We start from the raw sequence: 20,792 nt of genomic DNA on the forward strand, positions 1-20,792 counted from the left end.
ACTGTCTGCATGCGCATTGTGGTTCTGGCCGGCGGTATCGGTGGTGCTCGTTTTCTGCGTGGCCTCAAGCGGGCCGCGCCCGACGCGGACATCACGGTGATCGGCAACACCGGTGACGACATCCATCTGTTCGGGCTGAAGGTCTGCCCCGACCTCGACACCGTGATGTACACCCTCGGCGGTGGCATCAACGAGGAGCAGGGCTGGGGGCGTACGGACGAGAGCTTCCACGTCAAGCAGGAGCTCGCGGCGTACGGCGTGGGGCCCGAGTGGTTCGGGCTCGGCGACCGTGATTTCGCCACGCACATCGTCCGCACGCAGATGCTGGGCGCGGGCTATCCGCTGAGCGCCGTCACCGAGGCGCTCTGTGCGCGCTGGAAGCCGGGGGTCCGGCTGCTGCCGATGTCCGACGACCGGGTCGAGACGCATGTCGCGGTCGACATCGACGGCGAGCGCAGGGCGATCCACTTCCAGGAGTACTGGGTGAAGCTGCGTGCCTCGGTCGAGGCGCAGGCGATCGTGCCGGTCGGCGCCGAGCAGGCCAAGCCCGCTCCGGGCGTGCTGGAGGCCATCGCCGGGGCCGATGTGATCCTCTTCCCGCCGTCCAACCCCGTCGTGTCGGTGGGGACGATCCTCGCCGTGCCCGGGATCCGGGAGGCCATCGCCGAGGCCGGGGTGCCGGTCGTCGGCCTCTCCCCCATCGTCGGGGACGCGCCCGTGCGCGGCATGGCGGACAAGGTGCTCGCCGCGGTGGGCGTCGAGTCGACGGCCTCCGCCGTGGCCACGCACTACGGCTCCGGGCTGCTCGACGGCTGGCTCGTCGACACGGTGGACGCCGGGGCGGTCGACGCGGTGGAGGCCGCGGGTATCCGCTGCCGTGCCGTACCGCTGATGATGACCGATGTCGACGCGACGGCGGAGATGGCCCGGCAGGCGCTGGCGCTGGCCGAGGAGGTACGGGCATGAGTGCCGCAGCGCCCTCGTACCGGGTCTGGGCACTGCCCGGGATGCCCGAGGTGCGGGCCGGGGACGACCTGGCGAAGCTGATCGCCGCGACCGGGCCCGGTCTGGCCGACGGTGACGTCCTGCTGGTCACCTCGAAGATCGTCTCCAAGGCGGAGGGCCGGATCGTCGAGGCGACCGACCGCGAGGCGGCGATCGACGCCGAGACGGTACGGGTCGTGGCGCGCCGCGGCACCCTGCGGATCGTGGAGAACCGGCAGGGCCTGGTCATGGCCGCGGCCGGGGTCGACGCCTCGAACACCCCCGCCGGGACGGTGCTGCTGCTGCCCGAGGACCCGGACGCCTCCGCGCGTGCGATCCGCGAGGGGCTGCGGGACACGCTCGGCGTGGAGGTCGGGGTCGTCATCACGGACACCTTCGGGCGCCCCTGGCGCAGCGGGCTGACCGATGTGGCGATCGGAGCGGCCGGAATCCGGGTGCTGGACGATCTGCGGGGCGGCACCGACGCGTACGGCAATCCGCTGAGCGCCACCGTGGTCGCCACCGCCGACGAGCTGGCCTCCGCCGGAGACCTGGTCAAGGGCAAGGCGGACGGGCTGCCGGTCGCGGTGGTGCGCGGGCTCGGCCATGTCCTGGACCCCGCCGATGCCGGTGGTGCCCGCGCGATGGTGCGGGTCGCGGCCGACGACATGTTCCGGCTGGGGACGTCCGAGGCGGTACGGGAGGCGGTGACCCAGCGGCGTACCGTCCGCGAGTTCACCGACGACCCGGTGGACCCGGGGGCGGTGCGGCGGGCCGTGGCCGCGGCGGTGACGGCGCCCGCGCCGCATCACACGACGCCGTGGCGGTTCGTCCTGCTGGAGTCCGAGGAGTCGCGGACCCGGCTGCTCGACGCGATGCGGGACGCCTGGATCGCCGATCTGCGCCGGGACGGGAAGAGCGAGGAGTCGGTCGCCAAGCGGGTGCGGCGCGGCGATGTGCTGCGCCGGGCGCCGTATCTGGTGGTGCCGTGCCTGGTGATGGACGGCTCCCACACCTACGGGGACGAGCGCCGGGACACGGCGGAGCGCGAGATGTTCGTGGTCGCCGCCGGGGCCGGCATCCAGAACTTCCTGGTGGCGCTGGCGGGCGAGCGGCTGGGCTCGGCGTGGGTGTCGTCGACGATGTTCTGCCGTTCCGTGGTGCGCGAGGTGCTGGAGCTGCCGGAGAGCTGGGATCCGCTGGGAGCCGTGGCGGTGGGCCGCGCGGCGGCCGAGCCCGCGGCGCGGGCGGTGCGGGACGCGGAGGGATTCGTCGAGGTGCGCTGAGGCGGGGCCGGGGTTCCGGGGGCTTCCGTGCGTGGGCCGCGTGGTCCGGGCGGGGGCTTTCTACAGGCGGGCAATGTCGCCCCGGGTCATGCGCGGGGCCCGGCGCGCCGGGGTGTGGCCGGACAGCAGGATGAGGCGGGTCGCCCGGTGGCGCTGGCCCTCGTACGGGGCCAGGAGGGCCAGCATCTCCTCGTCGTCGGCATCCCGGTTGCCCGCCAGGGCGTGGCCGACGATGCCGGGGAGGTGGAAGTCGCCGACGGTGACCGCGTCCGGGGCGCCGTTCGACCGCTGGAGCGTCTCGGCCGCGGTCCAGGGGCCGATGCCGGGGATCAGCTCCAGGCGGGCCATGGCCTCCGGGAGCTCCATGGCCGCCGCTTCCTCCAGGCGGCGGGCCACGCGTACCGCGCGCAGGATCGTGCCCGAGCGCTTGGCGTCGACGCCCGCGCGGTGCCACTCCCAGGACGGGATCAAGGACCAGGCGCGGGCGTCCGGCATGACGTGCAGGCCCAGCGCGGTGAACGCGGCGTGGTCCGTGGGGCCGGGCGCCGGGGTGCCGTGCTTCCGGACCAGGAGGCGCCAGGCGCGGTAGGCCTCGTCCGTGGTGACCTTCTGTTCCAGGATTGAGGGGATCAGCGACTCCATGACCAGGCCGGTGCGCAGCAGCCGCAGACCGGGGCGGCTGTGCCGGGCCAGGGCGAGCAGCCGGTGGCGCGGGCGGAAGGCGTCCGGGTCGTCCGTCGCGCCGAGCAGCGTCGGGAGCCGGTCCAGCAGCCACGGTGCGCCGGGGCCCCAGGCCGTCGCCTCGATCCGGCCGCCCCGGGCGGTGATCCGGAGGGTGCCGGGGCCCGCGGGGGTGCGGCTGGCCCGCCAGGCCGTGCCGTCCCCGGTCAGCCGGTACGTGGGGTCGGCGGGGCCGCGGCGCAGTGGGCCGACGACCAGGCGGAGGTCGAAGGGGCCGGACGGGGTCCACTCACGGGTCAGCGCGTCCGCCGCCGGGGCCGCCGCCTGGTGCGGGACGGCCGCGCGGGGAGCGCTGCGGGGGGCGAATCGTCCTGCCACGGTGAGGTCCTCGGTCGTCGGGGTGCCTGTCGAGGGTAAGCGCTGCGGCGGGTGTCCGGCTGACCTCCGTACCGGCCGGTGCCCGGCTGATCTCCGTACGGCGCCCGGCTACTCGTCGGAGGAGAAGCGCACCGCCGCGTCCGGGAGGACCGCCCCGCACCAGACGCGGATGCCGTCGCGCAGCTCGTTGTCGGCGCCGACCCGGGCCCCGTCCCCGACGACCGCGCCGGTGAGCACCGTACGGCTGCCGATCCGGGCATCGGCTCCGACCAGCGAGTCCGTGATCACGGCGCCCGGTCCGACCACCGCGCCGGCCAGTATCGCCGAGCCGTCGATCCGGGCTCCCGCGCCGATCAGGGCGCCCTCTCCGACCACCGTACCGCCGCTGATCTTGGCGTCGGCGGCGACGGAGGCCGTCGGCAGCACGAGCCCGTCGCCACACCGGCCAGGGACGGCCGGGGAGGGGGCGCGGCCCAGGACCAGATCGGCGGAGCCGCGTACGAAGGCCTGCGGGGTGCCGAGGTCCAGCCAGTAGGTGGAGTCGACCATGCCCTGGAGGTGCGCTCCGGAGGCGAGCAGTCCGGGGAAGGTCTCGCGCTCGACGGAGACCGGCCGGCCGGCCGGGATGGTGTCGATGACCGACCTGCGGAAGATGTACGCCCCCGCGTTGATCTGGTCGGTGACGATCTCCTCGGGCGTCTCGGGCTTCTCCAGGAAGGCGGTGACCCTGCCGCTGTCGTCGGTCGGGACGAGGCCGAAGGCGCGCGGATCCTCGACCCGGGTGAGGTGGAGGGAGACGTCCGCTCCGGAGCCGGCGTGCGAGGCGACCAGCGCCCGGATGTCCAGGCCGGTGAGGATGTCGCCGTTGAAGATGAGCACCGGGTCGTCCGGGCCCGAGGTCAGCCGGGACGCGACATTGCGTATCGCTCCGCCGGTGCCGAGCGGCTCGCGCTCGGTGACGTACTCGATGTGGAGGCCGAGCGAGGAGCCGTCGCCGAAGTACGGTTCGAAGACCTCCGCCAGGTACGAGGTGGCGAGCACGATGTGTTCGACCCCGGCGGCGCGGGCGCGCGCCAGCTGGTGGGTGAGGAACGGAACGCCCGCTGCCGGAACCATGGGCTTGGGCGTGTGCACCGTGAGCGGGCGCAGCCGGGTTCCCTTTCCGCCGACCAGGAGGATCGCTTCTTTTGCCTCTGTCACAGCACTGACTCTGCTTCCTGCTGGGGCCTGGCCTGGTTTCGGCTGGCCAGTGTATGCAGACCGGTTCGGTCGTCCCCGGTCAGCGGCCCGCAGCAGCTCTTCCGTTCCGTTCAGTGGCCCTGGAGCTCGGCGGATCAGCGGCCCTGGAGCTTGGCGGAGCTGGTCCGGGCCGAGCCGAGCTTCTTGTAGAGACGCGCTCCGGGGCATTCGGTTGCGAAGCCGTCCCGGTGGCCGGAGATGACGTTGAGCGAGACCTTCCTGCCCTTCTTGTACTTGTTGCCGCCGCCCGAGACCAGCGTGACCTTGCCGCGCGGGTTGGCGCCGAACAGGCCGAGCTTCCAGGCGGTGAGCTTCGCCACGGCATTCACCGCGGCGGCGGGCGGGTTCGACTTGGTGAAGGTGCCGAGCACCGCGATGCCCATGCTGTTGGTGTTGAAGCCGAGCGTGTGCGCTCCGAGGACGGCCCGGGTCACACCGCCCGCACGTCCCTCGTAGATGTTTCCGCACTTGTCGACGGCGAAGTTGTAGCCGATGTCGCGCCAGCCGCTGCTCTTGACGTGGTAGCGGTAGATACCGCGCAGGACCGAGGCCGCCTGGGAGCACGTGTAGTTGTTGCCGGTGGCGCTGTGGTGGATGAAGGCGGCCTTGACGGTGCTGGTGTAGACGAACTTGCGTTCCCTGAGCTTCTCGTCGGCGCCCCAGCCCTTGCGGGTGATGATGCGCGGACGGGGCCCGATGTACGGCCGGGCGCCCGGCGCGAGACCGGCCTCCGCCTCGCCCCGCACCTCGGACTCCGTCTTGCTCAGGGCGGGGAGCACGCCCTGGGCGAGGGTGCTGGTGCGGCCGTCCGCTCCGGCCTGGGAGCCGGCCGCGGTGACACCGCCGAGGTCCGTCGCGCTCACCTGCTGCGGGTCCCTGCCGGGGTCGACGAGTTCGAGGCGCAGCCCGCCGGGCAGCGGTACGGCGGGGGCGGTCCGGTCCTGCGGGTCCGGGGCCTCGGGGCGTACGCGGACCGCGACGCCGTCCGAGTCGCCGACCCAGAGCGGGGCGGTGGAGCCCCGGACGGCGCCGGATTCGCGCTCGGCGGTGCCGGGGTCGGCGGAGTGCTCGGCGTTGTGGGTCTCCAGGTCCTGCCAGTTCGACCAGGTGCCGGTGGTGGTGGCGCGGGTGCGGACCTGGACGGTGCCGTGGAGTTCGGTGTTCACGTCGTCCCAGACGACGCCGACCAGTGAGAAGGGGCGGACCGCGCGTTCGGGCAGTCCCTGTTCGGAGGCTGCCCCGGCCCGGGTCGGTTCGCCGGTGGCCCGGTCGGAGGGTGGCGGCAGGGTCCGCATCGGCAGGGACTGCGTGGAGCCCGGTACGTCGACGGGCCCGGCCGACTCGGCGGGGAGGGTGCGGTTGTCAGGGGCGGCGCCTGCGGGCACGGCCGACGGCAGTACGAGAACGGCCGCGCAGGTGACACCGATCGAGGATGCAAGGAAGGCACGCATGCCAGTAATCCTGGGCATAACCGCGCAACTCCGGCCACCCGGACCTCTGCGTACATGTGACGGCCCGTCTGCCCCACCGGTGTACCCGGCACCCTTTCTCCCCGCCGGGCCGGGCGCCGCCGCGTACCCTTGCGCGGATGAACGCCACCGACCGCACCCCTGCCGACCTGCTGCGTTCCGCGCTCGCCGCGGACCCGGCCCGCCCCTTGGTCACTTTCTACGACGACGCCACCGGAGAGCGCGTCGAACTGTCGGTGGCCACCTTCGCCAATTGGGTGGCCAAGACCGCCAATCTCCTGCAGGGCGATCTCGCCGCCGAACCCGGCGACCGGCTCGCGCTGCTGCTGCCCGCGCACTGGCAGTCCGCGGTGTGGCTGCTCGCCTGTTCCTCGGTCGGCGTGATCGCCGATGTGCAGGGCGACCCGGCCGGGGCCGACCTCGTCGTCAGCGGTCCGGACAGCCTGGAGGCGGCGCGCGCCTGCCGGGGCGAGCGGGTCGCCCTGGCGCTGCGCCCGCTGGGCGGCAGGTTCCCGCAGGCGCCCGAGGGTTTCGCGGACTACGCGGTGGAGGTGCCGGGCCAGGGAGACCGGTTCGCCCCGTTCGCCCCCGTGGACCCGGACGCTCCCGCGCTGGTGGTGGACGGCGTCGAGCTGACGTCGGCGCAGCTGGTGGCGCGGGCCGGGAAGGATGCGGAAGGGCTCGGCCTGACCGCCGGATCGCGGCTGCTCACGGGGCGTACGTACGGCAGCTGGGAAGGGCTGAGCGCGGGGCTGTTCGCGCCGCTGGCCGCCGGGGGGTCCGTGGTCCTGTGCCGGCACCTGGGGCAGCTGGGCGAGGAGGGGCTGGCGAAGCGGATGGCGAGCGAGCGGGTCACCAACAGTGCGGTATGACAAGCACGCTGAGGACCACTCTTCCGGCCCATACCGTGTCGAGTCCTCGGCGGCTCCGCGTCAACTCCGGTACATGATCGGCGTTACGGACCACCGGGGACACAACCAAGCGTGAGGTTCAGCCGTCTACTCCTGCGACCGGTGGCCCGACGTGCCGCCGAACGTGAAGGATGGACGCAGACGTGAGCGAAAGCGCCGGCCCACCGGCCGACCCGGCGGGCGGGGACAAGCCGGAGCCCGAGGACGGGCCCGGCGCCGCCCCGGCGACCGGGCACCGGCGCCACTGGCTGCGCTGGGCCGCACTCGGCGCCTCGTTCGTCGTGCTGGTCGCGGCGGGTGCCGGCTGGTGGCTGTACCGGAAGCTCGACGGCAACATCAGGACCGACACCTCCGCGGCCGCCGAGCTCAAGGTGTACGACCGGGAGCGGCCCGCCTCCGTGGTGCACGACGCGGAGAACATCCTGCTCATCGGCTCGGACAGCCGGGCCGGTGACAACCGCAAGTACGGCCGGGACGACGGCGGCAGCCAGCGCTCGGACACCACGATCCTGCTGCACCTCGCCGCGGACCGGAAGAGCGCGACCGCGATGTCCCTGCCGCGCGACCTGATGGTGCGGATCCCGGTCTGCCACCAGGCGGACGGCACGGCCACGAAGAAGCAATTCGCCCAGTTCAACTGGGCCTTCGAGTTCGGCGGCGCCGCCTGCACGATCCGTACGGTCGAGAAGATGACCGGCGTCCGGATCGATCACCACATGATCGTCGACTTCAACGGCTTCAAGGACATGGTCGACGCCGTGGACGGGGTCGAGGTCTGCCTCAAGAAGCCGGTCGACGACACCGCCGCCCATCTGAAGCTCCCCGCCGGACGCCAGACGCTCGACGGCGAGCAGGCGCTGGGGTACGTACGGGCCCGCAAGTCGATCGGCAACGGCAGCGACACCGAACGGATGGACCGCCAGCAGCAGTTCCTGGGCGCGCTGGTGAACAAGGTCCAGAGCAACGGCGTCCTGCTCAATCCGACCCGCCTCTACCCGGTGCTGGACGCGGCCACCAAGGCGCTGACCACCGACCCGGGGCTGGACAGCCTCAAGGACCTGTACGAGCTGGTGCGCGGCATGCGCAACGTGCCGACCGACAAGGTTCAGTTCCTGACCGTGCCCCGGCAGCCGTACGCCGCCGACCGGAATCGGGACGAACTCGTACAGCCCGATGCGGACCGGCTCTTCAAGCGGCTGCGCGACGACGATCCGGTCGCGGTGGTCCCGGCGGACGAGTTCCAACATGACGACGGAAAGAACAACGGGAAAAACAATGCCGCGGCCGATACCCCGGATGCTTCGGGCCCCAGTCCCACGCCTACCTATTCGGGCAACAACGCGGCGGCGGACCTGTGCAAGCAGTAAAGCAATTCCCAAGCAGAAGCCGGTGATCGGCGTGTAATGAGCAGTATGACCAGTTGTAAGGAGCGTGGAATTTGTCACGCACGTCGCTAGACGCCGAACTGGGCCGATAGTGTGACGCGATCCGGTGCTTCCGGCCGCCAGGCCGCGCACTTCTGGAGCGAAAGATCGAGCGCCTGATCGGGGGAGGCGCCTCGCGTGGCACCGACGGAGGACTCAAGCAACCGTGGATGCGCAAAGCCGTGGGCGGGCGGACGGAATCGACCCCGCAGACCAGTGGGTCCTCAACCCGCACACCGGTGATTACGAACTGCGACTGAATCATTCCGGAGGGGATTCGGACACCCCTTCCCGTACTTCCGGCGCGCGTGTTCCGCATAGTCGGGAGCCGGTCCGGGACAGTGGCGGCGGACGCAGAGGCACCACCCGCGACGGCAGGGGCGACCGCCGTGATCCGGCCCGCGACGACCAGGATTCCCCGTCGAAGCGCGAGGTGCCCGGTCAGCGCAGCCGCCGTTCGGCCAACGGCACGCGTGGCCAGGAGAGTTCCGGCCCGGCGGGCCGCCGCAGCCGCAAGGCCCCGAAGGCCCGGCGCAAGAAGGCCCTGATGTGGACGGGCGGTGTGACGGCCTTCGTCCTGGTCGGCCTCTCGGTGGGCGGCTACGCGCTCTACCAGCACTTCAACGGCAACCTGAACACGGTCGACGTGGGCGGGGCCGGCAACAAGAACGTCTTCGACAACGACGCCCCGATCAACATCCTGATCATCGGTACCGACAAGCGCACCGGCAAGGGCAACGAGGGCTACGGCGACAAGGGCAGTGTGGGCCACGCCGACACCAACATCCTCTTCCACGTCTCCGAGGACCGCACCAACGCGACGGCGCTGAGCATCCCCCGCGACCTGATCACCGACATCCCGGACTGCGAAGTCAAGCAGCCGGACGGCTCGGAGAAGGTCGTCCCGGGCACGCAGAACGTCCGCTTCAACCAGAGCCTCGGCCAGGAGGGCCGTAACGCCGGCTGCACCATGGAGACGGTCAGGGAGATCACCGGCCTGAAGGTCGACCACTTCATGATGGTCGACTTCAACGCGGTGAAGGAGCTGTCCACCGCGGTCGGCGGGGTCGAGATCTGCCTGGCCAAGCCGGTCAAGGACCCGGACTCGCACCTGAACCTGCCGGCCGGTGAGCACCGGATCCAGGGCGAGGACGCCCTGGCGTTCGTACGGACCCGGCACAGCTTCGGCAACCATGGCGACCTGGACCGGATCAAGGTCCAGCAGCAGTTCATCGCCTCGATGATCCGGCAGATGCAGTCCGACTCCACCCTGACCAGCCCGACCAAGCTCTACAAGCTGGCGGACGCGGCGACCAGGGCACTCACCGTCGACACCGGCATCGGCACGGGGACGAAGCTGGCCTCGCTGGCCCAGGAGCTCAGCAAGGTCAACACCAAGAACATCACCTTCACCACGGTGCCGGTGCTCGACAACCCGGCCGAGAAGACACCGGTCACCGTCGTGCTGAACCCGCCCAAGTCCGACGCGCTCTTCGCCATGATGCGCGACGACACCTCGCTGACCGAGGTGAAGTCGAAGAAGAAGGCCGCGAAGGGCAAGCAGGACGCCCTCCTCAAGGGCCCCAAGGCCGCCGCGGGCGATGTCCGCGTCGATGTGTACAACGGCGGCAAGGTCCCGGGAGCCGCACAGGCGACGGTCACCTGGCTGCAGAACGAGCAGGGCGTACTCAAGTCCACCAACAAGGCCAACGCCCCGGCGAAGGCCGCGAAGACGACGCTGGAGTACGCGCCGAACCAGGCGGACCAGGCCCGCGCGCTGGCCGCCATGATGGGCCTGCCCGGCTCGGCCATGAAGAAGGGCACCGAGGACGCCGAAGGGCTCCAGGCGATGGTCCTGACCCTGGGGGACGACTTCAAGGGCGCGGGCACTCCCATCACCGGGCCGGCCAAGGTGCCGGCCGACATCCAGCAAGCAAACGCCGACAAGGCAGAGTGCGCCAAGTGACACCGGGTCACCGCGCTTACCCACGAGTCTGAGCAGCAGGGGGGACCTGGTGGCACGAAGTGGTACATCCGGGGAGGGGACGCGACCACGCGTCCGGCATGCCGGCCAACTCGGCTGGGACGACGGGCTGTACGAGGAGGGGCCGGAGAGCGGCACGGACTCCGGCACCGGGGAGCGGCAGGCCGCTTCCGGGGAGAGCGGTCACCGGCGCGGTGGCTCGAAGCGGCGCGGCAAGAAGGGCAAACGCCGGGTGCTGCGCTGGAGCGCGTCGGTTCTCGCGCTGCTCATAATCGGCGGCGCGGGGGCCGGATACCTCTACTACGAACACCTCAACAGCAACATCAAGAAGGCCGATCTGACCCTCGGCGACAAGAAGATGGCCGACCACAAGGCCAACGCCGCCGGTCAGACGCCGTTGAACATCCTGCTCCTCGGTTCGGACGCACGGGACAACGCGGAGAACCAGAAGCTCGGCGGGGCGAAGGACACCTTCGGGGCACCGCCCCTGGCCGACGTACAGATGCTGCTCCACGTCTCCGCGGACCGCAGCAACATGTCGGTGATCAGCATGCCGCGCGACACCATGCTGAAGATCCCGAAGTGCACCGATCCGAAGACGAAGCGCGTCTACCCCGCGTCCGTCGGTCTGGAGATGACCAACGAGACGCTCGGCCGCGGCGGTCCGGGATGCTCCGTGGCCACCTGGTACGAGCTCACCGGCATCACCATCGACCACTTCATGATGATCGACTTCTCCGGTGTGGTCTCGATGGCCGACGCGATCGGCGGCGTCCCGGTCTGCGTGAAGAACAACGTCTACTCGCGCGACAGCAAGGGCCACGGCTCCGGGCTGAAGCTGAAGAAGGGCACCACGAAGATCAAGGGCAAGCAGGCCCTCCAGTGGCTGCGCACCCGCTACGGCTTCGAGGACGGCACCGACCTCGGCCGTACCCACGCCCAGCACATGTACATGAACTCGATGGTCCGTGAACTGCGCAAGGGCACCAAGCTCACCGACCCGGGCAAGCTGACCGACCTCGCCGAGGCGGTGATCAACGCGCTCACCGTCGACAAGTCCATCGACACGGTCAAGGATCTCTACGACCTCGCGGAAGACCTCAAGCGGGTGCCGACCAAGCGCATCACCATGACGACGATGCCGAACGTCTACGGGACGGGCACCCTGAAGGAGCGGGTGCTCCCGAAGCCCGGCGACGCCGACCAGCTCTTCCAGATGGTCCGCGACGACATCCCGCTCGACGGCAAGGCGTCCAAGCGCAAGAAGCCGGCCGCCGCCAAGGAGCCCACGGCGTCCCCGGCCGAGATCCCGGTGACCGTCCGCAACGGCACGCGTACCGAAACCGACTACCCGGTCAAGGGCCGCGCCTCGGCGGTCCAGACGCTGCTGGCCGGAAAGGGCTTCACCCGGGCCACGATCGACGCGCAGAGCGCCGAGGCCGCGAAGCGGACCGGGATCCTCTTCCCCACCGTGGACATGGAGGGCAACGCCCAGGCGGTCGCCAAGGCGCTCGGCATCCCGCTGACAGCGGTGAAGAAGTCGGCCGACGTCTCGGGCATCACACTGACCGTGGGGGCCGACTGGCGCGAGGACGGGCCGTACCACGCGGCCTCCGCCGAGGAGAAGACCCCGGACAGCGCACGGGCGCTCAACGGCGACGACGATTCGGCCTGCATGGACATCCAGCCGGGCTTCACCTGGTAGCGCCGCACCGGCACAGCACACCGCAGGGGGCCCTCCGGCACATCGGAAGGCCCCCTGCGATGTCGTCGGCGCGCTACGCGGTGACGGCCGGGCGGCGGCTGGCGATGACCTTCCTCGCCAGCGAGCGCGGGCTGGTCAGGAAGCCGTACCCCCACGACATGTGCATGGTCGCGAGGGCCACCGGGATCTGCGCCCGCGCCTTCAGCGACAGGCCCTTGCCCGCCGGTACGGACCCGGCGACGATCGCCGCGACGTACCCGGCGGGGACGACGAACGCCCACGGGGTGACGGCCGCGCCGACCACGATGCCCGCCGCGATCGCGCAGACGGCGGTGGGCGGCGCCAGGTAGCGCAGGTTGATGGAGCCGGAGTGGTAGCGGGCGACGACATGCCGCCAGCGGCCGTAGTCCTTGTACTGCTTGGCAAGGGCCCGCACGGAGGGGCGCGGCCGGTACTGCACCTTCAGTTCGGGCGAGAACCAGATCAGGCCGCCGGCCTCGCGGATGCGGAAGTTCAGCTCCCAGTCCTGGGCCCGGATGAACTCCACGTTGTAGCCGTCCGCCTTCTCCAGCGCCTCGCGGCGGAAGACGCCGAGGTAGACGGTCTCCGCCGGGCCGGCCTGGCCGCCGGTGTGGAAGGCCGCGTTGCCGACGCCGATCTTCGACGTCATGGCCGCGGCGACGGCGTCCTCCCAGGCGTTCTCGCCCTCGGCGTGCATGATGCCGCCCACGTTCTGCGCGCCGGTCTCCTCCAGGAGGCGGACGGCGGTCGCGATGTAGTTCGGCGAGAGCATGCCGTGGCCGTCGACCCGCACCACTATCGGGTGGCGGGAGGCCTTGATCGCGGCGTTGAGGGCGGCCGGGGTGCGGCCGGTCGGGTTCGGGACGGTGTGGACCCGGGGGTCCTCGCGCACCAGCTCCGCGGCGATCTCGTCCGTACGGTCCGTGGAGGGGCCCAGCGCGATGACCACCTCCATCTCCCCTGCGTACTCCTGCTCCAGGATGTGCCGTACGGAGTTCCTGAGGTGACGCTCCTCATTGAGCACCGGCATGATCACGGAGACGGCGGGATGCTGCGCGGCAGACATGGTGGTCCTCGGGTGGTCCTCGGGGGCGCCGGGGGTTTCGTACCCCACCAGGCGGCGGTATTCGGCCGCCACGTTACCGCGAATGGGGGATACCGGCGCGCCCCGCCGGAGCACACACCGGGCCGTTGATCATATGGACCTACTGTGCGAACGGTCCCCCTCGCACCGTGGAGGTCCCCCAGTGCCCACACCGCACCGCTCCCCCAGTCCGTCCCGTTCCCGCGCGGTTCCGCCGCAGCGCAGGTCCAGAAAGCAGGACGAGCGACCACGCTGGGGCATGCGGATGGTGACCGGCTTCTCCGTGCTGGTGCTGGGCGCCGGCGGGATCGGTCACGCGATGGTGACCGGTCTGGAGACCGGGATCGACCGGATCGACCCGTTCAAGGACATGAAGAACCGGCCGCCCGCGGGCACCGGCACGAATCTGCTGCTCGTGGGCACCGACGCCCGCGACCGGATCACCGCCGAGGAGAAGAGGAAGTACCGGCTGGGCGGCGCCCCCTGCCACTGCACCGACACGGTCATGCTGGTGCATCTGTCGGCGGACAAGAAGCGCGCGAGCGTCGTCTCGCTGCCCCGCGACAGCTACGCCGAGGTCCCCGAGCACCGGGACGGGACCACCGGCAAGGAGCGCCCCGCGCACCCGTCGAAGCTGAACGCGGCCTATGCCGAGGGCGGGCCGAATCTGACCGTACGGACCGTCGAGCACATGACGGGCGTCAAGGTCGACCACTATCTGGAGGTCGACTTCACCAGCTTCATGAAGACGGTGGACGCCCTGGGCGGGGTGAAGATCTGCACGACCCGGCCGATGAAGGACGCGTACACCGGCCTCGACCTCGCCGCGGGCTCCCATGAGCTGAACGGCGGGCAGGCCCTCCAGTACGTACGCTCCCGGCACATCGACGGGGCCGCCGACCTGGGACGGATGCAGCGCCAGCAGAAGTTCCTCGCCTCGCTGATCGCGCAGGCGACCAGCAGCGGGGTGCTGCTGAACCCGGTGAAGTTCCGGGACGTCACCGCGACGATGCTCGGCTCGGTCCGGGCCGACCAGGGGTTCGGTACGGAGCAGATGCTGGAGCTCGGCCAGGCGATGCGCGGCTTCTCCCCCGCCTCGTCCGAGTTCGCCTCCGTGCCGATGGGGAACGTCTCCTACCAGGTCAAGGGCATCGGCACGACCGTCACCTGGGACAAGGCCAAGTCGAAGAAGCTCTTCCAGGCACTGCGCGAGGACAAGCCGCTCGCCCCCGTACGGCCCGCGCGGCCGAAGGCGGTGCAGGTCGACGTCGCCCCCCGGGAGATCCGGGTCCAGGTCTACAACGGGACGCCGAAGGACGGGCTCGGCAGGACGGTCGACGACGCGCTGCGCGCCACCGGCTTCGACACCACGCGCACCCCGCTCAACAGGGAGCCGCACACGAACAGGGAGCAGAACGCGGACGACGAGCAGAACGTGGACGCCGAGCGCGAGCCGTACGGGCTGAAGCGCACCCTGGTCACCTACGACCCGCGCTGGGACCAGTCCGCGAAGTCGCTGGCCGCAGCGCTGCCCGGGGCCGAGCTGCGGGCGGTGCGGGGGCAGGGCGCCACGATGCGGGTGACGGCGGGCGCCGACTTCGACAAGGTGCAGCGGGTGCGGGCCGAGGAGAAGAACAACGGCGAGTACGGCGCGGTCACGGGCGACGAGGTGGCCTGCCCGTGACCACGGGTCTGCCGACGGACCGACCTGCCCGTGCCCGCAAGGCCTGCCGACGGGCCGATGTGTCCACGCCCACGAGGCCGGTCGGCGCTCTCAGTCCTCGATGCCGTCCGCCGCGCGCTTCTCGCGCAGCTCCTTGATCGCGCGGCGGCGGGCGAGGCGGTGGGTGCGCCGGATCTGCGCCTCCTGGTAGCGCCGCTTGTCGCGCTCCGTCTCCGGGATCACCTGCGGTACGGGGCGCGGCCTGCCGTCCGCGTCGACCGCGGCGAACACCAGGTAGGCGCTGCCGACCTGCTGGGCGGGGGTCGATTCGTTCCACCGCTCGGCCATGACCCGGACGCCGACCTCCATCGAGGAGCGGCCGGTCCAGTTCACCTGGGCGCGGACGTGCACGAGGTCGCCGACGCGGACCGGCTCCAGGAAGACCATCTCGTCCATCGAGGCCGTCACGGCGGGTCCGCCGGAGTGCCGGCCGGCCACGGCGCCCGCCGCGTCGTCGACCAGTTTCATGATCACGCCACCGTGCACCGTACCCAGCAGATTGGTGTCGCTGCCGGTCATGATGTGGCTGAGGGTGGTCCGGGAAGCGGCGGTCGGCTTGCCCGGAATGTCGCCCTCCGGGCGTGGGGCCTGATCTGTCATACCGTCCACCTTATGCGGGGGCTCTCACCCGGCCGCATTGCATCAGCTTCGCAACAGCCCTGATGCGATTTCCCGCACCCCCTGTAATACCAGTACACCTGGCCTGCACACTGGACCGCATGAACGATTGGCCCGAGGGATGGTCCGACGACAACCGCGGCGGTAACCGCTACGGGCAGGGCAGCGCCGGCGAGCGGCCCGAGGGCGCCCGCGTGATGCCGCACGTCCAGCGCCCTCCCGCCCCGCCGCGGCAGCGCCCCGCTCCGCCCCGGCAGCGCCAGGCGCAGTCGCAGCAGCACTCCGGCGGCTACGACGACGGCGCGGGGTACGACAGCGGTTACAACACGGGTGAGGTCTACGGCGGCCAGGGGGGCGGCCGGGGCAACGGCCGCGGCGGCCAGGGCGGTGGCCAGGGCCCCGGCGGCTATGCGCAGGGGCGCTCGGCGCCCGACTGGCGCCGCCGGATCAAGATAGGCTCGCTGTCGCTGGTGATCGTGGTCCTCGCGGTCTCCATCGGCACGTACTTCTGGGCCGACTCCAAGCTCAAGCGCGAGGTGGACCTCTCCAAGGTCATCGAGCGGCCGGAGGGCGGCGACGGCACCAACTACCTGATCGTCGGCTCCGACAGCCGCGAGGGCATGACGGCCGAGGACAAGAAGAAGCTCCACACCGGCTCCGCGGAAGGCAAGCGGACCGACTCGATGATGATCCTGCACGACGGCTCCAACGGGCCGACGCTGATCTCCCTGCCGCGTGACTCGAACGTCGAGATCCCCTCGTTCAAGGGCTCCGACTCCGGCAAGCTCTACCCCGGCCGCGGCCGCTTCACCAAGCTGAACGCCGCGTACGCCATGGACGGCCCCGAACTCCTCGTCCGCACCGTCGAGTTCAACACCGGCCTGCGCATCGACCACTACTGCGAGATCGGCTTCGGCGGCTTCGCCAAGATCGTGGACGCGATCGGCGGCGTGGAGCTGGACATCCCCAAGGGCTTCAAGGACAAGAAGTCCGGCGCCGACTTCAAGGCGGGCAAGCAGACGCTGAACGGCGAACAGTCGCTGGCCTTCGTCCGCACCCGGTACGCCTTCGCCCAGGCGGACTTGGCCCGTACGAAGAACCAGCAGAAGTTCCTCGCGGCGCTGGCGAGCCAGACGGCGACGGCGTCCACCATCCTCAACCCGTTCAAGCTGTACCCGACGATGGGGGCGGGCCTGGACACCCTGGTCGTGGACAAGGACATGTCGCTCTGGTCCCTGGGGCAGATGTTCTTCGCCATGAAGGACGTCACGGGCGGCGACGGCAAGTCGATGAACATGCCGATCTCGGGTTTCTCGGGCGGCAATGTGGTCTGGGACAAGACCAAGGTCAAGCAGTTGGTGGAGCAGCTCAAGAACGACGAGAAGGTCACCGTCACCGAGAACTGACGACTGGCACAGAGCCCGGAGAACGGGGCCCGGACGGTTCGCCGTCCGGGCCCCGTTCCCGTTCCTGGTCCCGTTCCGCGCCGGATTCCGCCACCGCCGCTATCCGCTGCAGTCGACTATTCGCTGCGGTCGACGTTTCCCCACTCGTCCATCGTGGGGTGGATCTGCGTGGGGCCCTGGTCGTCGACGTCCGAGCGACGCGGACCCTCCGGGCCGGCGGGACCGATGCGCATCATCCGTTCGATCCGGGCGATCTCGAAGCAACGCCCCCGTACCTTCAGCTCGTTGGGCCGCACGCGCCGCACGAACGAATCCGCGGCCCGCGCGTACACGGCGGCGTCCCGCTCGTCGACCTCCCCGGTCATCGGCAGGTACGTCTTCAGGTAGTGGACCAGTGAGCGCCGCGCGTCCTGCGGGGTGGGGTGCTGACTGGACGCCATCGACCAGGACTTCTCCTTGTGCTCCATCACCCGGAAGACGACCGGCAGCAGCACCAGGCCCGGATGGGTCCGCAACGCCCGCTGCGAATCCGCCAGTACGTCGGGCGGGAAGCGGTCCGAGGTGTACGAGACCGGCACCAGACCCATCCGGTCCAGGCCCTCCGTCAGCCCCACCGCCGCCGCGTGGTCGACGACGAACCCCTTGGTGGTCGAGGGCGTGCACGGCAGGAGGTCCCAGCCCTCCGAGTCGACGTCCGTGGCCCTGGGCGGCTCCAGACGCCCCTGCCCGGTCCGGGCGAACTCGTCGGCGCGCACCACGCGGTAGCGCGTGTCACCGACGGTCAGCTCGTTCAGCGGCTCGGTCTCCAGCCGGGCCACCGCGTCCAGGAGGACGCGCCGCTCGCGGGGGTCGTCCGTCTCGTCCTTGGCCTTGAACCAGAGGTAGGAGTTCAGCTGGTCGCGGGCGTCCTGCGGATAGCCGGTGTCCATGTCGGTCAGCAGCCGCCACCGTGGCCGCTCGCCGCAGCGCTGCTCGGCGATGCCGAAGAGAGGCCCCCGGACCACGATCTTCCCGTACGTCCGGGACGCGACGAGCGCGTCCGCCTCGGTGACGAGGGAGACCGGGTCGTCCCGGTGCTGCACGTTGATGACGAGGTGATCCGGTGGTGCCTGTTGGTGATCGGTCATGTACCCAGTGTGCCGAGGCCGGGTGCGGAAGGTGGGCGGAATGCGGGAAGGAGGCCGGAATGCGGAGTACGGGCCGACCGGCGCGGGGCGTTGTCGGCGGCGGCACCCTGCGGGACGCAAGGTACGGGGCGTTGTCGGTGGCGGCACCTACAGTCGCACGCATGACGCAGGAGCAGCAGCCCCCGACCCTCGCGCTCGACCTCGACGCGCTCGGCGCGGCCACCGGTGAGCGGCCCGACAGACAGGCGGCATGGCGCTTCATCCGCGCCTTCGCCCGCGACTGGAGCGGGCGCCCCCTGGGCGAGGCCGACGGCCACACCGCCGCCGAACTCGACGCGGCACAGGCCCGGCTCGGCCTTCCCCTGCCCGCCGCGCTGCGCGAGGCCCTCCAACTGCTCGGTACTCGAATCGACCTGACGGACAATCAAGACACGCTGCTCGCCCCGCAGGACCTCTACGTGGACGCGGACCGCGGTGTACTGGTCTTCCGCGTCGAGAACCAGTCCTGCGCCTACTGGGGCATACGCGTCACGGACCTGGACCAGGAGGACCCGCCCGTCGTGATCCGCGCCGACCTCGTCAGCCCCACCGCCGACGACTGGGCCGCGTGGCTGGGCCGGGTCAGCGTCGCGTTCATCGAGATCGTCCTCTCCGAGGCCCTGTGCGCCGACGAGGACCTGATGGGCTGGGTGACCCCCGACGACACCGGTCTGCCCGAGGACATCGCCGCCGCCTTCCTGCGCCTGCCGTTCCCGGAGTACCCGATCAGCCAGCGGCCGGGCTCGCGCTGGTACGCCCACGACGAGATCATCCTCCGCGACGACCACGGGACCGCGATGTTCCGCGCCCGCACGGAGGCGGCCTTCGACCGCTTCGACGGGGAGGACGAGGAGGACTGACGGAGGCCATCCCGCCCGGGGCCGGCGGCCGAGCGGGATCAGCGCTCGGTGGCGTAGGAGACGAAGCCGGTCCAGGCGGCGGAAGTGAAGGCGAGGCGGGCGCCCTGCGCGTTCTTGGAGTCGCGTACATGCACCGAGCCTGAGGCCGCCGCGACCTCGACGCAGTCGCCTTCGTTGCCATTGCTGCTGTAGCTGCTCTTGAACCAGGCCAACTCGGAAACGTCCTGCGCGGAAGTCCTGCGGATCATGTCTCTCCCAGCATTTGCTCGATGAGGGCCAGAGTCTCTCGGGGCGTGAGAGCCACGGCTCGGATGATGCCATACCGCAGTTCAAGGATACGGAGCTGCTTCGCGTCGGTCACCCGACGCCCGCCGAACGCTCCATACGAACGCCCCACCGCCGAACCGTCTCTGAACTTCAGCACGTCGATGTCCCCGTCCATCCCAGGGTGCGCCTCGCGGTGCGTAGGCATCACCTGGAGGGTGACATTGCGCAACTGCCCGATCTCCAGCAGGCGTTCGAGCTGTCGCCGCCATTCCATCGTGCCCCCGATGGGCCTCCTGAGCGCCGACTCCTCCTGGACGAAACTGAGAGCAGGTGCGGGCGACCGTTCGAAGATCGACTGCCGCGCCATGCGCGCGGCCACCATCCGCTCCACCTCGTCCTGAGAGTACGAGGGCTGCCGGGCCTCGAACAGTGCCCGCGCATGGCCCGGAGTCTGCAACAACCCGTGCAGGCCGTGCGCCACATAGGCGGCGATCTCGACCGCCTTCGCTTCCACGCTCGCCAGATCCCGGATCTTCTTCGGGTAGCGGACCTCGGCCACGTCCTGCTTCATCGCCGCGAGCTTCCCATCCGCCCCGAGCACGCTGTCGGCTCTGTCCAGGAGCTCCGGCCGGGGGATGCGGCGACCGCCCTCCACCTTGTAGATCTGGTCCTCCCCGTACCCGATCGCGGCCCCGAACTCCCCGGCCCGCAACCCCGCCGCCTCCCGCCACGCCTTGAGCTGGCGGCCCACCGCCGCGACCACGGCCGCCCCCGACTCGTCATCGGGATCGACGTCCCAGCCCGGCTCGTCCGCCCCGGCGTCGCCATGTTCCGTACCGGTCTCATCCACGCTCATCCGTGCCCCACTTCCGATGCGTTTGCCGTTCTCGGCCCAACCCCTGATGCCCCCGGCAGGTCACCCCGGACAGCCGGGACAACACTGGACAAACCCTGGACAATCGCCGTACGTAAGCGGCTTGTCACTGTTCACGGTACGCAGCCACGGCCACGCTGAGTGGCGTGAACCCACACATCACCCGAACCGAACATTCCGCTCCCGTCCGGCAGTTCACCGTGTTGCTCTCCCCCACCCGCCGGGGCGCCAGGCTCGCCCGCCTCCTCACCACGGCGCATCTGGGCGACTGGGGGATCGCCTACGAACGGGCCGCGCATGTCGTCGCCGAGCTGGCGATCAACGCCGCCGTCCACGGTCGCGTACCGGGCCGGGACTTCCGGCTGAACATCACCGTCCACCGCGACGAGCTCCTTCGGATCGAGGTGACCGACACCCGGGCCGAGCAACTGCCCGTCGTGTCCACCCCCGACCAGCACGCGGAGAACGGGCGCGGCCTACTGATCGTCGAGGCGCTCGCCGACCGCTGGGGCATCGGCCTCGGACCCGTCCCACGCAAGACCGTCTGGGCTGAGATCGACCTCGTACCGCACCCCCTCCACCGGGTCGCGGAATCCCACGACCCGGTGAACCACGTCCCCGCGTTCCCTGACGTATAAAGCCTGAAAGAACTTGGGGGAAATGGTCCTCCCCGCCCAGACCGGGCACCGCCCCGGACCCACTCGACCCGAAC

At 70.8% G+C, this 20,792-nt stretch carries 18 protein-coding genes; 10 read left to right on the plus strand and 8 right to left on the minus strand.

The window, feature by feature from the left end; all coding sequences use genetic code 11:
• The first annotated feature begins 9 nt into the window (after positions 1-9).
• The gene (cofD, locus tag GA0115234_RS06030; protein WP_093539817.1) at positions 10-966 is read left to right on the plus strand and encodes a 2-phospho-L-lactate transferase; all 957 of its coding nucleotides are present in this window, start codon (positions 10-12) and stop codon (positions 964-966) included.
• Positions 963-2,270, plus strand: a complete 1,308-nt coding sequence (locus GA0115234_RS06035) for a coenzyme F420-0:L-glutamate ligase (protein ID WP_093539818.1) — start codon at positions 963-965, stop codon at positions 2,268-2,270. Before cofD ends, GA0115234_RS06035 begins: the two co-directional genes overlap by 4 nt.
• Positions 2,271-2,330: 60 nt before the next feature.
• Here GA0115234_RS06035 and GA0115234_RS06040 read toward each other — a convergent pair whose 3' ends face one another.
• The 3 genes from GA0115234_RS06040 to GA0115234_RS06050 all read right to left on the minus strand — a co-directional run bounded on the left by GA0115234_RS06040 (position 2,331) and on the right by GA0115234_RS06050 (position 6,019).
• Positions 2,331-3,329, minus strand: a complete 999-nt coding sequence (locus GA0115234_RS06040; RefSeq protein WP_093539819.1) for a DNA-3-methyladenine glycosylase family protein — start codon at positions 3,327-3,329, stop codon at positions 2,331-2,333.
• A 108-nt stretch (positions 3,330-3,437) separates the two neighbouring features.
• Positions 3,438-4,529, minus strand: a complete 1,092-nt coding sequence (locus tag GA0115234_RS06045) for a nucleotidyltransferase family protein (protein ID WP_093539820.1) — start codon at positions 4,527-4,529, stop codon at positions 3,438-3,440.
• A gap of 134 nt (positions 4,530-4,663) precedes the next feature.
• On the minus strand, positions 4,664-6,019 hold the full coding sequence (locus tag GA0115234_RS06050) for a peptidoglycan recognition protein family protein (RefSeq protein ID WP_093539821.1): 1,356 nt from the start codon (positions 6,017-6,019) through the stop codon (positions 4,664-4,666).
• Between the two features lie 137 nt (positions 6,020-6,156).
• Here GA0115234_RS06050 and GA0115234_RS06055 point away from each other — a divergent pair, with 137 nt between their 5' ends.
• The 4 genes from GA0115234_RS06055 to GA0115234_RS06070 all read left to right on the plus strand — a co-directional run bounded on the left by GA0115234_RS06055 (position 6,157) and on the right by GA0115234_RS06070 (position 12,061).
• On the plus strand, positions 6,157-6,909 hold the full coding sequence (locus GA0115234_RS06055) for a TIGR03089 family protein (protein ID WP_093539822.1): 753 nt from the start codon (positions 6,157-6,159) through the stop codon (positions 6,907-6,909).
• Positions 6,910-7,079: 170 nt separating this feature from the next.
• Positions 7,080-8,315, plus strand: a complete 1,236-nt coding sequence (locus tag GA0115234_RS06060; RefSeq protein WP_093539823.1) for an LCP family protein — start codon at positions 7,080-7,082, stop codon at positions 8,313-8,315.
• Positions 8,316-8,538: 223 nt separating this feature from the next.
• On the plus strand, positions 8,539-10,338 hold the full coding sequence (locus GA0115234_RS06065; RefSeq protein ID WP_093539824.1) for an LCP family protein: 1,800 nt from the start codon (positions 8,539-8,541) through the stop codon (positions 10,336-10,338).
• 49 nt (positions 10,339-10,387) lie between these two features.
• Complete coding sequence (locus GA0115234_RS06070; RefSeq protein ID WP_093539825.1) at positions 10,388-12,061, plus strand: LCP family protein; 1,674 nt, start codon at positions 10,388-10,390, stop codon at positions 12,059-12,061.
• A gap of 73 nt (positions 12,062-12,134) precedes the next feature.
• Here GA0115234_RS06070 and GA0115234_RS06075 read toward each other — a convergent pair whose 3' ends face one another.
• Complete coding sequence (locus GA0115234_RS06075; RefSeq protein ID WP_093540127.1) at positions 12,135-13,148, minus strand: glycosyltransferase family 2 protein; 1,014 nt, start codon at positions 13,146-13,148, stop codon at positions 12,135-12,137.
• Between the two features lie 277 nt (positions 13,149-13,425).
• On the opposite strand from GA0115234_RS06075, the gene GA0115234_RS06080 reads away from it, so the two are divergent.
• Positions 13,426-14,850 (plus strand): LCP family protein, encoded by a 1,425-nt coding sequence (locus GA0115234_RS06080; protein ID WP_093539826.1) that lies wholly within the window; start codon positions 13,426-13,428, stop codon positions 14,848-14,850.
• Positions 14,851-14,940: 90 nt separating this feature from the next.
• Here GA0115234_RS06080 and GA0115234_RS06085 read toward each other — a convergent pair whose 3' ends face one another.
• Positions 14,941-15,489, minus strand: a complete 549-nt coding sequence (locus GA0115234_RS06085; protein WP_093539827.1) for an acyl-CoA thioesterase — start codon at positions 15,487-15,489, stop codon at positions 14,941-14,943.
• A gap of 119 nt (positions 15,490-15,608) precedes the next feature.
• On the opposite strand from GA0115234_RS06085, the gene GA0115234_RS06090 reads away from it, so the two are divergent.
• Positions 15,609-16,913, plus strand: a complete 1,305-nt coding sequence (locus tag GA0115234_RS06090) for an LCP family protein (protein WP_093539828.1) — start codon at positions 15,609-15,611, stop codon at positions 16,911-16,913.
• 116 nt (positions 16,914-17,029) lie between these two features.
• Here GA0115234_RS06090 and GA0115234_RS06095 read toward each other — a convergent pair whose 3' ends face one another.
• Positions 17,030-18,040, minus strand: coding sequence for a DUF5954 family protein (locus GA0115234_RS06095; protein WP_093539829.1), 1,011 nt, complete (start codon positions 18,038-18,040; stop codon positions 17,030-17,032).
• 161 nt (positions 18,041-18,201) lie between these two features.
• On the opposite strand from GA0115234_RS06095, the gene GA0115234_RS06100 reads away from it, so the two are divergent.
• A complete protein-coding gene (locus tag GA0115234_RS06100; RefSeq protein ID WP_093539830.1) occupies positions 18,202-18,939 on the plus strand; it encodes an SMI1/KNR4 family protein in 738 nt (245 codons plus the stop codon).
• Between the two features lie 38 nt (positions 18,940-18,977).
• Here GA0115234_RS06100 and GA0115234_RS06105 read toward each other — a convergent pair whose 3' ends face one another.
• Positions 18,978-19,187 carry a DUF397 domain-containing protein gene (locus GA0115234_RS06105; RefSeq protein ID WP_093539831.1) on the minus strand — a complete coding sequence of 70 codons (210 nt, stop codon included), beginning with the start codon at positions 19,185-19,187 and terminating at the stop codon, positions 18,978-18,980.
• Positions 19,184-20,062, minus strand: a complete 879-nt coding sequence (locus GA0115234_RS06110; RefSeq protein ID WP_093539832.1) for a helix-turn-helix domain-containing protein — start codon at positions 20,060-20,062, stop codon at positions 19,184-19,186. The genes GA0115234_RS06105 and GA0115234_RS06110 overlap by 4 nt, the downstream gene beginning before the upstream one ends.
• Positions 20,063-20,226: 164 nt before the next feature.
• Here GA0115234_RS06110 and GA0115234_RS06115 point away from each other — a divergent pair, with 164 nt between their 5' ends.
• The gene (locus GA0115234_RS06115) at positions 20,227-20,718 is read left to right on the plus strand and encodes an ATP-binding protein (RefSeq protein WP_256088641.1); all 492 of its coding nucleotides are present in this window, start codon (positions 20,227-20,229) and stop codon (positions 20,716-20,718) included.
• Positions 20,719-20,792 lie beyond the last annotated feature (74 nt).

This window comes from Streptomyces sp. DvalAA-43, from assembly GCF_900091725.1.
Classification (GTDB): Bacteria; Actinomycetota; Actinomycetes; order Streptomycetales; family Streptomycetaceae; genus Streptomyces; species Streptomyces pulveraceus.

Excerpts from the sequence above, each read along its gene's own strand:
- cofD (WP_093539817.1), top strand. The coding sequence starts at position 10 with ATGCGCATTGTGGTTCTGGCCGGCGGTATCGGTGGTGCTCGTTTTCTG.
- GA0115234_RS06035 (WP_093539818.1), top strand. The coding sequence starts at position 963 with ATGAGTGCCGCAGCGCCCTCGTACCGGGTCTGGGCACTGCCCGGGATG.
- GA0115234_RS06050 (WP_093539821.1), bottom strand. The coding sequence starts at position 6,019 with ATGCGTGCCTTCCTTGCATCCTCGATCGGTGTCACCTGCGCGGCCGTT.
- GA0115234_RS06055 (WP_093539822.1), top strand. The coding sequence starts at position 6,157 with ATGAACGCCACCGACCGCACCCCTGCCGACCTGCTGCGTTCCGCGCTC.
- GA0115234_RS06060 (WP_093539823.1), top strand. The coding sequence starts at position 7,080 with ATGGACGCAGACGTGAGCGAAAGCGCCGGCCCACCGGCCGACCCGGCG.
- GA0115234_RS06075 (WP_093540127.1), bottom strand. The coding sequence starts at position 13,148 with ATGTCTGCCGCGCAGCATCCCGCCGTCTCCGTGATCATGCCGGTGCTC.
- GA0115234_RS06080 (WP_093539826.1), top strand. The coding sequence starts at position 13,426 with ATGCGGATGGTGACCGGCTTCTCCGTGCTGGTGCTGGGCGCCGGCGGG.
- GA0115234_RS06085 (WP_093539827.1), bottom strand. The coding sequence starts at position 15,489 with ATGACAGATCAGGCCCCACGCCCGGAGGGCGACATTCCGGGCAAGCCG.
- GA0115234_RS06090 (WP_093539828.1), top strand. The coding sequence starts at position 15,609 with ATGAACGATTGGCCCGAGGGATGGTCCGACGACAACCGCGGCGGTAAC.
- GA0115234_RS06095 (WP_093539829.1), bottom strand. The coding sequence starts at position 18,040 with ATGACCGATCACCAACAGGCACCACCGGATCACCTCGTCATCAACGTG.
- GA0115234_RS06100 (WP_093539830.1), top strand. The coding sequence starts at position 18,202 with ATGACGCAGGAGCAGCAGCCCCCGACCCTCGCGCTCGACCTCGACGCG.
- GA0115234_RS06105 (WP_093539831.1), bottom strand. The coding sequence starts at position 19,187 with ATGATCCGCAGGACTTCCGCGCAGGACGTTTCCGAGTTGGCCTGGTTC.
- GA0115234_RS06110 (WP_093539832.1), bottom strand. The coding sequence starts at position 20,062 with ATGAGCGTGGATGAGACCGGTACGGAACATGGCGACGCCGGGGCGGAC.